This is a genomic window from Thalassoglobus neptunius (genome assembly GCF_007859735.1).
Taxonomy (GTDB): domain Bacteria; phylum Planctomycetota; class Planctomycetia; order Planctomycetales; family Planctomycetaceae; genus Thalassoglobus; species Thalassoglobus neptunius.
In genome coordinates this window covers 1-12,503 of the sequence record NZ_SIHI01000073.1, presented here as the reverse complement: position 1 = coordinate 12,503, position 12,503 = coordinate 1, and the positions used below count along the sequence as shown (strand labels likewise).

Annotated in this window: 10 protein-coding genes; 6 read left to right on the top strand and 4 right to left on the bottom strand. The window is 51.8% G+C overall.

The window, feature by feature from the left end:
• Window positions 1–436: 436 nt before the first annotated feature.
• The 3 genes from KOR42_RS24680 to KOR42_RS24670 all read right to left on the bottom strand — a co-directional run bounded on the left by KOR42_RS24680 (window position 437) and on the right by KOR42_RS24670 (window position 2,868).
• The gene (locus KOR42_RS24680) at window positions 437–1,108 is read right to left on the bottom strand and encodes a LemA family protein (RefSeq protein ID WP_146512497.1); all 672 of its coding nucleotides are present in this window, start codon (window positions 1,106–1,108) and stop codon (window positions 437–439) included.
• 109 nt (window positions 1,109–1,217) lie between these two features.
• Window positions 1,218–2,093, bottom strand: coding sequence for a TPM domain-containing protein (locus KOR42_RS27085; protein WP_197441560.1), 876 nt, complete (start codon window positions 2,091–2,093; stop codon window positions 1,218–1,220).
• 22 nt (window positions 2,094–2,115) lie between these two features.
• Window positions 2,116–2,868 (bottom strand): hypothetical protein, encoded by a 753-nt coding sequence (locus KOR42_RS24670; protein ID WP_146512496.1) that lies wholly within the window; start codon window positions 2,866–2,868, stop codon window positions 2,116–2,118.
• Window positions 2,869–3,999: 1,131 nt separating this feature from the next.
• Here KOR42_RS24670 and KOR42_RS24665 point away from each other — a divergent pair.
• The 6 genes from KOR42_RS24665 to KOR42_RS24640 all read left to right on the top strand — a co-directional run bounded on the left by KOR42_RS24665 (window position 4,000) and on the right by KOR42_RS24640 (window position 11,996).
• Window positions 4,000–5,388 (top strand): DEAD/DEAH box helicase, encoded by a 1,389-nt coding sequence (locus tag KOR42_RS24665; RefSeq protein ID WP_146512495.1) that lies wholly within the window; start codon window positions 4,000–4,002, stop codon window positions 5,386–5,388.
• A gap of 359 nt (window positions 5,389–5,747) precedes the next feature.
• Window positions 5,748–5,945, top strand: a complete 198-nt coding sequence (locus tag KOR42_RS24660; RefSeq protein ID WP_146512494.1) for a cold-shock protein — start codon at window positions 5,748–5,750, stop codon at window positions 5,943–5,945.
• A gap of 379 nt (window positions 5,946–6,324) precedes the next feature.
• Window positions 6,325–7,326: a flotillin-like protein FloA gene (gene floA / locus KOR42_RS24655; protein WP_146512493.1), complete on the top strand. Its 1,002-nt coding sequence runs from the start codon at window positions 6,325–6,327 to the stop codon at window positions 7,324–7,326.
• 554 nt (window positions 7,327–7,880) lie between these two features.
• Window positions 7,881–9,629, top strand: coding sequence for a SulP family inorganic anion transporter (locus tag KOR42_RS24650; RefSeq protein ID WP_146512492.1), 1,749 nt, complete (start codon window positions 7,881–7,883; stop codon window positions 9,627–9,629).
• A gap of 472 nt (window positions 9,630–10,101) precedes the next feature.
• A complete protein-coding gene (locus tag KOR42_RS24645) occupies window positions 10,102–10,806 on the top strand; it encodes a glutaredoxin family protein (protein WP_146512491.1) in 705 nt (234 codons plus the stop codon).
• Between the two features lie 80 nt (window positions 10,807–10,886).
• The gene (locus KOR42_RS24640; protein WP_146512490.1) at window positions 10,887–11,996 is read left to right on the top strand and encodes an NrdH-redoxin; all 1,110 of its coding nucleotides are present in this window, start codon (window positions 10,887–10,889) and stop codon (window positions 11,994–11,996) included.
• Window positions 11,997–12,002: 6 nt separating this feature from the next.
• Here KOR42_RS24640 and KOR42_RS24635 read toward each other — a convergent pair whose 3' ends face one another.
• Window positions 12,003–12,338, bottom strand: coding sequence for a molybdopterin-guanine dinucleotide biosynthesis protein B (locus KOR42_RS24635; protein ID WP_146512489.1), 336 nt, complete (start codon window positions 12,336–12,338; stop codon window positions 12,003–12,005).
• Between the last annotated feature and the right edge of the window lie 165 nt (window positions 12,339–12,503).

Below are 12,503 nucleotides of genomic sequence, written 5' to 3'. Positions count from 1 at the left end.
CACCAAATCGAGCGAAGCCATGATCTATGTGGCTTCCATTGGTCGCATGCTCCGCCGCTTAGCTCCTTCACCCAACCAAGCTCCGTTCAAATACCGACTTACAGCATGAAGAGGATTCCGGATAGGCTCTTAGCGAGTATAAGAGGTTCCAGTGGGTTCGTAAGCAACTCGAAGAAGATGGAGTGAAGATCCCACTTCCAACTGGAAACTAATCGTCGCTTCACCTTCTCCTCAACGCCTTCTCGTCCCATTGAGTGATGAGAAATGCGTCTGAAGAAAACGTCACACCCTGCAAAGAGGTTCGTCCATCTTTGCTGGGTGTTTTCGTTCAACGCACGGTCAACACGTCTTAAAATCCGAGAAGGCCAGTTTAATCCCGAAACGCCGTGATCAATCGAGCTTTGATATCAACCGGCACAAACAGATTGCCGTGAGATTATGATGTCAGGGAAACTCTTCTGACAAAGCGAGCGGGGCCAGTCCGCTGAGTGACGGAATCCTGCGGTATCGTTTCAACCGACGCACTTTCTTTGGACGAGTCTCTGAAATCGACTTTCGGAACTTCGCGTGCAGCGTCTGACTCGACTTCGAAGTACTCCGCTTTCTGAACACCTACGAACGATGCCCACAAGCTTCCCGGAATTCCGCGAATGTAGGAATTCAGCGACTGAACAGCTTCATTGTATCGACCACGTTCGACGGACACGCGATTTTCAGTGCCTTCAAGCTGGTCCTGCAACTTGAGAAATGACTCATTGCTGCGAAGCTCTGGATAGGCTTCCCGAATTGCAAGAAGGCGACCGAGTGCGGATTCCAGCCCGGAAGCGGCAGCCGCCTTTTCGTTGATCGTCGAGGCGTTCTGATATTTGCTTCGCGCCTCAGCGACTCCGACAAAGATGGACTCTTCCTGAGCAGCGACACCTTTGACCGTTTCCACAAGGTTTGGAATGAGGTCGTAACGTCGTTGCAGTTGAGTTTCCACCTGCGCCCAACTTGATTTCACTTTCTCATCCAGAGAAATGACGCGGTTGTATCCAGAGACCGCACAACCTCCGATTCCAACAACAATCAGTCCAAGCACGATCAATACAGGAAGAATTGACTTCATCGGGAATGCCTTTTCTCTCGTTAAAATTTCAATAGAACCGGACGAGCATCGACCGTTCAAATTTTACATCGTTCGGGTGCGGATTTGAGTCGTGAGCCTCCGCAGAGAGTTACCAACTCGCTCCGCCGCCGCCGCCTCCGAATCCTCCACCACCACCAAAGCTGCCTCCAAAACCTCCGCCCCCGCCTCCAAACGACCGGCCTCCATTCCCCCATGTCGAGTGCGGAGCGATCCACCAACCGCCGCCAGCCCGTCCACGTGGTCCGCGTCTCTTTCCCATATTTGCCAATATGATGAAAACAATGACCATCAGAACGAAAAAGGCGAGGGGGCTCATTTCCTCACCCTGGGCAGCACGTCGCTGAGGAACGCCCGTCAGTTCGACTCCTTGTTCATCGGCGATTCGCGTCGCTGCCCGCAAAGCGAGTTCAGTCAACCCGGCCGCGTATTTCTCCTGTCGGAAATATAGTTTGGCCACATCGCGCGAATTCGTCCCGCACCAGCTGTCCGGGAGGATTGGTTCGATCCCATATCCAGTCTGAATGCGAACCTGTCGGTCATTCACAGCAAGTACAATTAGAACGCCGTTGTCTTCTTTTTCCGTACCGAGTTTCCATGCTTCAGCGGTTTTCTGGGCGTAGTCGAAAATCGAAAGATCCCCGGTCGACGCGACAGCCAGCACTTTCAGTTGCGCGGTCGTCTTTTGATTCAGTTCGCGAAGATAGCCTTCCAGTCGTTCCTCTTCCTGAGGGGTAAAGACTCCGACCTGGTCAATGACGAAAGTTCCATCGTCGGGAACAATCTCCTGCGCAATCGCTGAATTCGATCCAATGATCAGGAACGCGAGGACCACGCCGATGGCAATCAACAGACTGAAATCAGCGCGACCGCAGATTTGCTGAGTTGAGTTCCTTCGATCGTGTACGGACGCAATTGCACGAGTTGTTAAAAACGTTTGTCGTCCTGCGTGTCGTTGCGAAGCCAAAAAGTCCCTCCCGAATAAAGCTCTAAACAACATCAATCCAGCCTGCGAGATGTCCAAGTTCGTCGAGAAGCTGGCCAAGGGTCTGCAAGTCGTGGCGGCCCTCATGATCGACTGACTGACGGCACCCTGGGAGTGGCTTATCAAGGAGAACCTCACAATGATCAACGAGCGGAAGGGGAAGGTATGCGTTCCTGTCACCGGTCAACCATGCGATTCCGCGAAGGATCCGAACAAGCGTGTCTTGAGATGCATCTTCAATCCGCTCGACACGTTTACGGTTCCCACGACTGGCAAGAATGCCTCGCTGAATTTGAATATCGAGAGTTCGAAGATCCCGTTCACATTGCAGGCGAACATCGGAAGGATTGAACGTCACCGACGCGAGGTGATCGACTCCGACAAGATTCACATGAAATTGATGGATGTCCAACCACTCAAGCGGAAAGACATCGAAGGAAGCTTTTAACGCCTTCTCGGTGAGTATCAACGGCGGTGCGATTCCTTGTTGAATCGCCCGATCGGAAGAAGCCCCCAAGGCAATGAGTCGATCGACATCACGAGTTTGAGTGACGATCAGAACGTGAACACGATGATAGCGCAAGTCGAAAATCTCAGTCACAGCCGGTCCGTAAACCGCAGCGGCAACAAGATTGTCGTCCAGATCAGTTTTCAATTGCTGAACGAACCGATTGACCACCGGCCGACACTGCAGCGAGATCTGCCGCCTCGGAAGCGGTGTTTCGATTGGGGATGGATGCGAATGGGGATCATGCATCTGCGAATGACTGCCTATCGAGGAACGATTGAACCTGAAATGGGTAAGCTGGTTGAAGACTTCTCAATCTACCGATTGCGCCCGAACCGTTTGCGCCCAACGAGTTAGACTTGATCGAACTCCAAGGTGACGTGGTGCAAGGCAAGCTACGGAAGTCGCTCACACACTTATGACTTCGACGATTCTGAACCTTATCGATCACGATGCGATCGCTGCGTCGGAGTCTATGAAAAGTGAAGAGTCACCAGCAATCAACGGGAGATCGACGAAAGTGGATTAAAATTTGTGATTTCTGACTTGGCGTTGTGCGAGATCATTGATATATTTATGTCAGATTTGGTGGCGATGTTCAGTTGTCTACCGAATCAAAGCGATCGGAATCAAGCGAGTAGCGTTATTCATGTGAGTGAGGGCGTTTTCCGATCAAACGGGATTTTGGAGCAAAGGTGGATCCTTTTGCAGTCCCGTTGTTTTGGCATTGACCTGTACGTGATGCCGAACTGCTGCCAACTATCGGTTGTGTTGACCGCTCTGGGAAGCCGCCTGCGTTGCAAGACAACGCTCCGAGTTCTGAATCTTTCTTGTTTGGTCAGAATTCCTTGGTTAGCGGTCTTTCTGCAGAAGATGATTTTTCTTTCTGCTGAGCCTCTATTGTTCACATTTCCGATCCACAATTTCCCGCGATGGTGACGTTGTGGCTTCATTAACGAATCGAACCGATCCGAAGAAATCCTGTTTCACGCCTGAGACAATATTGTCTGGAGTGAAGCTTGTCGGATACGGCCATTCACCAGCGATTACTATAGTGGAATCTTCGAATTGATATTCGGAAATTCGCTCGTCTAATCGCACAAAATGCTGAGAATAAGCATCACGGTGAGTGAGCAGAGAAAAATGAATCGCTTAAGCAGATGTCATCCGCCTGGCAAGTGATTATCACTGCAGTTTTCCAAGGCAACCAGTCCGGCCACCGGGTTCGTCACGGGAAATTGCTGGAGCACAACATTGTGACAATGTGTGCTTCTGAGTGAAAAATCACCAGATAGTTTCTGCGAAATGAGCGAATCGGAAAAAATCGCCAGCATTGCCTGAAGGCAATGTCATCTCACAATATTCATCAAAGGATACATTTTGACTACGTTTGAAGAACTGAATTTGATCCCGCCCGTCCAGCGTGCCCTCGCTGACGAAAACTACAAAAACCCAACTCCCATCCAAGCCCAGACCATTCCTCCTGCCATTGCAGGCAAAGATGTCTTGGGTTGCGCACAGACCGGAACCGGGAAAACCGCTTCGTTCGCATTGCCAATTCTCAACATGCTCGGAAAGCGGAACCGAAAAGCGACGCCAAACCGGCCGTCTGCTCTCATTCTCGCTCCGACTCGTGAACTGGCAATTCAGATCGGTGACAGCTGCAGCAAGTACGGACGTCATCTCAGACTGAGACACGCCCTCATTTACGGTGGTGTTGGCCAGCGTCAACAAGTGCGATCGCTCAAGCGAGGGGTCCACATCCTGGTTGCCACTCCAGGTCGACTGCTCGACCTGATGAATCAGGGACACATCGAACTCGATCAACTGGAAGTCTTCGTCCTGGACGAAGCTGACCGCATGATGGATATGGGATTCCTTCCCGACCTGAAGCGGATTATCAAGCAGCTTCCAGAGCAACGACAATCGCTCTTTTTCTCGGCAACTCTCTCGCCGAAAATCACTGAGTTGTCCAACAGCCTTTTGCGTGATCCTATCAACGTTAACGTCACACCAGAGACAACAAGCGTTGAGAAAATTGCCCAGCAGGTCTTGTTTGTCGAAAAACGCGATAAGCTGAAGACCCTCCAGAAAATTCTGGCAGGAGAAAATGTCGGCCAAACGCTTGTTTTCACGAAAACAAAGCGACAGGCGAATTCCGTCGCTGAAGAACTTATGGACGATGGAATTCGTGCCACCGCGATCCATGGAAACAAGTCGCAAAACGCGCGCCAGAAAGCATTGGACGCGTTTCGCCGTAAACGGGTCGATGTTCTCGTCGCCACAGACGTTGCTGCTCGCGGAATTGACATCACGGGAATCACCCACGTCATCAATTTCGACCTTCCGATGGAAGCTGAAAACTACGTGCATCGCATCGGACGCACAGGACGAGCCGGAGCGGAAGGGATCGCGTTGACATTCTGTTCCGGTCAGGAGTTTCGAGAACTGCGAGGAATCGAACGTCTCATCGGCCAGGAAATCCCCGTTGACCCAGACTTCCCCCGACCTGAGCGTCGCGGTGGTCGTCACGGTTCAGGAGGTGGAGGCAAGGGACGCCCAGGCGGTTCCAGAAGACATGGGGGAAATCGTTCTTCGTCATCAAATGAGAAGAGCTCCCAGAACGGAAAATCCAAACGTCGGTACTCATCCGATCGCTCGGTTTCGACAACATCGAGCTCTGAAGGGAGTCCATCGGGCGTGAAGAAGAAAAGACGATCGAAACCAAAATTTCCACGACGTCGCCGCGATGCGAAACCAACGAGTTGATGTCGTGGATTGACTGAACGACAAGGCGTCGCAAAGTCGTCAATGAGAGTTTTCTCAAAGGGAGTCCCTGATTAACAAGCGACGCAACACGTTCCAAAAAAGACAACGCGAAGCCGAAAAGCGATCAAAGGCTGAGGCCAAGCGGAGCCGTCGTCTCGAGCGGAAAAGCGGAGACGGTTTACTGAAAGCACCCGGATCAACTCATGAGTCAAACTCGGAGACCAGTCACCTCGATAACAACGGTGATGAAGTTCTTCCGATTCATGAGTGATCAAACTTCTTGTGTGCAGGCGAATCGAATGAGTGTTTCATTCGTCCCCGTCAGCACAATCACTATTTGAGAGTATTGGATTACAGAGATGGCAGAAGGCACAATCAAAAGAATCACCGACAAGGGATTCGGATTTATCGATGACGGCAGTGGAAAAGACATGTTCTTCCACAGTTCGGCAGTCGAAGGAGTCAGCTACGATGATCTTCGTGAAGGTCAGCGAGTGACTTACAATGTGGGCCAGGGCCCTAAAGGACCACGTGCGGAAAACGTCCGCACTGCGTGAATGGAATTTGCTCCGGCAATTTCATCAGATGAAGAACTCTGACATAGCTGAAAGTGCGGCACTGACGTGTCGATCGAATTGACACCCGTCCGTTCGTGTTCCACTTCAGTCTGCCTTTCAGGTATGTTCGGAATACCCAACGACAGCGACTGGCCACATTGAAACTTTCAGTCTGACGCATGTTTCACATCGTCACCTGACAACACACTCACGCTCAACTCACAGCAGGTCGATTTTCCTCCGTGTGCCGATCTGGACGGGTGAGCGTGTCTCCAAGTTTATGTCGTCATCGAGTGGTTCCAAATCGGATCGATCGCGGTCGCCAGTCCGCTGTTGTTTTCTTTTCAGGATCGGACTCGAGTTTTGAAAGTCCTCGAGAATGCTTCCGACATGGCTCGTGATCCTGTTCTGCGTGGTCGGTGCGATCTTCGTCGCCATCCTGTGGAAATATTTCTCACTGTGGCTTCAGGGGTTTGTCTCCGGGGCACGCATTGGACTCTTTCAACTTTTCTTGATGTCCTTGCGGAACGTAAATCCGCGGATCATCATGCAGTGCCGCGTCATGGCCGTTCAGGCGGGAATTGACGATATTCCCACACAGGCTATGGAAGCTCAGCATCTGGCGGGCGGAGACGTTCTGCGACTCACGCTGGCGCTGATCGCTGCGAACCGTGCCGGGATCTCACTCGATTGGGAAACCGCTGCTGCAATCGACCTCGCTGGTCGAGACGTTCTGGAAGCTGTGCGGGTGAGCGTGAATCCAAAGGTGATTCGTTGCCCCGACCCGGAAGTGGCAGACCAGGACACACTTGATGGTGTTGCGAAGGACGGAATTCAACTGAAGGTCCGCGTCCTCGTCACCGTTCGAACAAATCTTCTCCAATTGATTGGAGGAGCAACTGAAACAACTGTTATTGCTCGCGTTGGTCAGGGAATCGTTTCTGCCATCGGGTCGTGCGAGACCTATCAGGACGCGCTCACGGATCCAATGGCGATCTCGAGAGAGGTGCTCGCTAAAGGGCTCGATTCACAAACAGCTTTTGCAATTGTCTCTATCGACATCGCAGATATCGATGTGGGAAGCAACATCGGCGCATCTCTTCAAATCGATCAAGCCAACGCAGACATTCGAATCGCTCGCGCCGCAGCAGAGAAGCGACGCGCAATGGCTGTCGCGTATGAACAGGAAATGCGATCGCTGACACAAGAAAACAAGGCGAAGGTCGTGCTCGCAGAAGCCAAAATTCCCAAGGCGATCGCCGAGTCTTATCGCAGTGGCCAGTTGACAACCGAAGTCCGCCGATTACAGCTTCCCTACCGACGACATCTGCCAGCGCGAAATCCTGAGAATCAACGCTTCCTCAAAGCTCCTGGAAGTTGATCAATACGCATCCCTCCACGAGACAATCGTCTCTGATCAAGCTTTTGAGTCGAGCACAACCCGGCGTGCCTCCCTCTGAATATTCGGCAAAAGCGGCAAGTTCTAAGAACCAATCAAACTGTTCCGATGACAGCTTGATCCGCCTCGGGATTAAATAAACACATCAGCACTTAATAATATTAAATGCGTTATTTAGCGTGACTTATCAGACGATTCATACGAAGTCTCGACGATCCCGTTGTGACTTCGATGAATGTCTCTTTTTGAGTTGCCGCTCGTCTTGAGTGACGTTATTGTTCCGGCATGTTCACCCCACCTTGACTCTTGCGCGACCGGCCAGCTGATGCTTTGCATCACCAAAATTGCCGCGTGACTGGATCTTTAGCAGTCACTGCTCGACGCGACCAGTTTTCAAAGTCAAGTTTCTTTCGCTGACTTCTTTCTTCCGAAGACAGTTCACGCACAAACACGATTTGCACAAACACCATCTGTAGATTTGCTGTCTCAGCGCTAAGCTCAGCCCGTCGCAGCCTGAACACCGCATAGAAAAGACCATGCTCAATTTCTTTCGTCAGAATTCCGAATCAGTTCGAAGCGATCTTCTCTCGGGGATTACCGTTGCGTTGGCCCTCGTTCCCGAAGCGATCGCCTTTGCGTTTCTGCTGGGGGTTTCTCCACTCATTGGACTCTACTCCGCAGCCTTTGTCGGGCTGATTGCTGCCGTGTGTGGCGGCCGTCCAGGAATGATCTCGGGAGCAACAGGTGCCATGGCGGTTGTCGTCATCGGATTGGTTTCCGAGCATGGAATCGAGTACCTGTTTCCGGCGGTGATGTTATGTGGCGTCTTTCAGGTTCTCGCTGGACTATTCGGTCTCGGAAAGCTGATTCGAATGGTTCCGCACTCGGTGGAACTCGGATTTGTAAACGGGCTCGCCATCGTGATTGGATTAGCCCAACTGGGAAGCTTCAAGACGCTTTCCGGTTCCGGTGAACTCGTCTATCTCAGTGGATCGCGCCTCGCCGTAATGCTCGTTCTCGTAGCAATCACGATGGCCATCATTTGGCTTCTCCCCAAGTTGACGCGTGCCGTTCCAGCTTCACTTGCAGCCATTGTTGTCGTGACAATTCTCTCACTTGGAATCAACCACAACGTTGAACATGTCGAAGGACAGCAGTTTATCGCGACTGTCGGAGACATGCTGCGAACCAACCTCGAAGCAGCGGAAAACTCGACTGGTCACGGTTCTCATCACTCAGAAACCGACACCTCTGATGAATCGACAGAGTTAGTGGTGACAGTGACCGAGTCCGATGCGGCCGTCAGTGAAGTTGCCGTTTCCGAAGAACTTGCCACCGTCGCTTCCTCGCCCAACTCTGCAGAAGGAATCAGCGGTTCCCTTCCGTTGCCGTTTTTCCTTCAGTACGAAATGGTTCCCCTCACTCTTGAAACTTTCTGGATCATCCTGCCGTTCTCAATCGTTTTGTGTGGCGTCGGGCTCATTGAGTCATTGATGACTCTCTCACTCATCGACGAAATCACTCAGACTCGAGGACAAGGGAATCGCGAGTGCCTTGGGCAAGGGGCTGCGAACCTTTTCTGTGGTCTGATGGGAGGAATGGGCGGTTGTGCGATGATTGGTCAGTCGCTGATCAACGTCAATTCCGGGGGTCGAGGGAGACTTTCGGGAGTCGCCGCGGCAGTTGCCCTTTTGATTTTCGTGCTCTTCTTGGGGCCTTTGATTGAACAGATATCGATGGCGGCTCTTGTTGGCGTGATGTTTATGGTCGTGATCGGAACGTTCGAATGGGCGTCTATCAAGATGTTTGAAAAGATGCCGACAAGCGACGTACTCGTGATGGTGCTTGTGACGACATACACAGTCGTCATGCACGACCTTGCGACTGCTGTGATCCTGGGGATTGTGGTATCGGCACTTGTCTTTGCATGGAAGCACTCCACACACATCTTCGCGGATGTCAAATTTAATCAGTACGGAAGTAAAATCTATCAGCTCCACGGACCACTCTTCTTCGCCTCCGTGACTTCATTCAAAGAGTTGTTTGATTTTGAAAACGATCCAGACGACGTTGTGATCGATTTCTACTACACCCGGGTTTACGACCAGTCAGCCCTCGAAGCGATTAACTCGATCAGCGAAAAGTACGACAACGCAGGAAAACGCCTTCACCTGACTCACTTGAGCAGCGAATGTCGCCAACTGCTGGACCGTGCCGGGGAGTTTGTTGAAGTCAATGTCTCCGAAGACCCGCACTATCACGTTGCAACTGACCGATTGGCATAAACAGCTTCGGTAACGCCAACCGCATCGTGAGGATCCGGATTCGCTTTCCAGTTCACGGACGTCCATTCTCCCCCATTTGGAATCCGAAACCGGAACTCCGCGAGAAGACCGATCGACGTTGATCTCGATTTCAATTCGGCTCTTCACTGTTGCTCACTTTCGCCCTCTCCATCTCGGGATTGTGGCGAATTGTATAAGCGAACGATGCCTTCATCGCGGTTGATGAATCCAGTCGAGTAGGGCAGTGAACGGTCGAAAACGGTCTGATTGACAAGCTGCGCAGTGTTTGCCGGACGTTCGGGTCTGTCTGATCAGTGATCGTCTGATGATTCTGTCACTGCACGCGTTCCGGAAACCGTCGAAGGTCAGAATCGGTCCAGCGCGTCGAACTTCTTCCTTGATTATCTGCCCGAAGCATGGCAGGCTGAGTAGTCGATCATGTTTCCATGAAATCACTTGAGGAGGAGCTTCTGTGCTGTCTCTGATGCCAATCGCTGCACGCTCTGGTCTCTGGAGTGCCGTTTTCTTTTTCGTTCTTCCGATCGGCGTGTTGGCAGCAGAGGCCCCGCTTCATCAATGCTTTTCAATTGAGTTCTTCTACGACTCGGAAAAAAACGAGGCGACGGAGCTTCAGGCGAAGCTGCAAGAATTTGCTGATCAGCGAGGTGGTTTAATCCTCCACTTCCGTGATTTGCACGACTCCCCGGAAGTGAAAACCCGCCTCGACGAGATTGCCAAACACTTTCGCCTCGCTGATGTCAAACTTCCGGCGGTCTACGGAATGAAACACATCGTTGCGGATGTCCAGAGTCCGGATCAACTGAATTCTCGACTGAACGAAATCTTGAGGATGACTGCCTACGTCCGATATGGATGTCCTCACTGTGCAGCGACGAAAGCCTTCCTCGCAAAATATGGCTCTCGTTATCCAGCACTCGAAATTGTCTATAAAGAGGTCATCACCAGCCAGGCTGCCAATCAAGAGATGCAAGGACTTGTGCGCCGATACGGTCAACGTGCCGCCAGTCTTCCCGTCATTCACTACTGCAATGGATTGACGATTGGGTTTGATCGCGAGTCGACGACCGGAAAAAAGATCCTGCAAACCCTCGACTACTGGTCACGCAGCTGTGCCAGTCAAAAAAAAAGTTCAGCCAGCAACGTGAACGCCAACTAAACACTTCTCAACTTCGTTCTTCTCCGTCACGTTCGGCCATACATGAAAAGAGCCTCGCATCCACGAAGCTCATCGACTCAATGGCCAATGGAGGCGATCGGAAAACTCCCCAATTGCAACTCGGTCTTGCTGGCGGATGGCTGATTTCATCATTCAGCACTCTCGCCATTTCAGACGGGAGTTCAGACGGCGAGGCATCGACGAATTCGGACTTGCCACTCCCCGCCTCAGACGCACCGCTTCCACTTCCGCCAAGCGATTCTGAACTTCCCATTCCGGGAGACGATCTTCCACTTCCTCCACCAGTTTCGAGCTCTTCTGACCTCCCTGTTCCCGGAGGTTCTCTGCCTCCTCCGCCGGGAGGACAAGAAGACGAGTCCACGATTGATGGCGGCGGCGAAGATGCCCCATTGCCTTTCGATCTGGACGAAAGTGGCCCCTTCGACACGCAGACTGTGGACCTTCCCGTTTTCGGAATCATCAATGCACGCGAAATCGGAATGCCCGCGTTCACCATTGCCATCGGGCTGGTAGATGGATTCAATCCGTGCGCGATGTGGGTTCTTCTTTTTCTTCTCTCGCTTCTGGTGAACCTTCAGAGCCGAACGAAGATGTTTGCCATTGCGGGCGTCTTCGTCTTAATCTCTGGTTTGGCCTATTTCGCTTTTATGGCGGCCTGGCTCAACGTCTTTCTGCTCATTGGATATCTTCGAGGAGTCCAACTCACGTTGGGAATTCTCTCTGTGATTGTGGGAGCCATTCACATCAAGGACTTCTTTGCGTTTCGGCAAGGTGTGTCACTCTCCATTCCCGACTCGGCAAAACCTGGCATCTACGCAAGAGCAAGAAGAATCATCACGGCCGAATCGATGTGGGCAGCTCTTGCAGGTGCAATGGTCCTGGCAGTGCTCGTCAACATTGTCGAACTGCTATGCACTGCTGGTCTTCCAGCACTCTATACGAACGTGCTGACCATGCAGGAGTATCCCGCGTGGAAGAACTATGCTTACCTGGCCCTGTATAACATCGCATATATGTTCGACGACAGCATTATGGTTCTCATCGCCGTCGTCACTCTGGGGAAACGCAAACTTCAAGAGAAAGAAGGTCGCTGGCTGAAACTGATCAGCGGATTGTTAATCTTTACGCTTGGAGTCCTGATGATCTTTAAACCGGACTGGTTGGTTTAACGGAAATTATCGTGCGGCAGTATCGATAAACTTCAGTACGAGGTCGGCCAGTTGCTCAATCGGAGTTCTTGTCCAGACTCGACACTCGTCGACTGGAGAAGCATCGTCGGTCACCACAGCATGAATCGTTGGATCAGCCGCAATCAACGCCGGTTGACCAACAGCTTGTCGCCACACTTCAATCCTTGGGGCCGTCGTGTGTTGATTTCCTTCGACAAGTACGAAGTCACACTCTCGAAAGGCCGGTGACATCCATTCGAGGGCCTCTTCGCGTGAACAATCTTGATGATCACGAAAGACTGCTCCCATCTCCGGTCCGATCAACCCTGGCGTGCTCCCCATTTTCTGATCCAGATGTTATGAGAGTCAACCGACCGATTTTGGTTCGAGGAGACTTTGATGACGAAGCGACGACGACGTAAGCCTGAGCAGATTGTGAAGCTGTTGCAGGAGGGGCAAGCGATGTTGGCGGCAGGAAAGTCGCTGGCTGAGGTGTTGCAGAAGCTG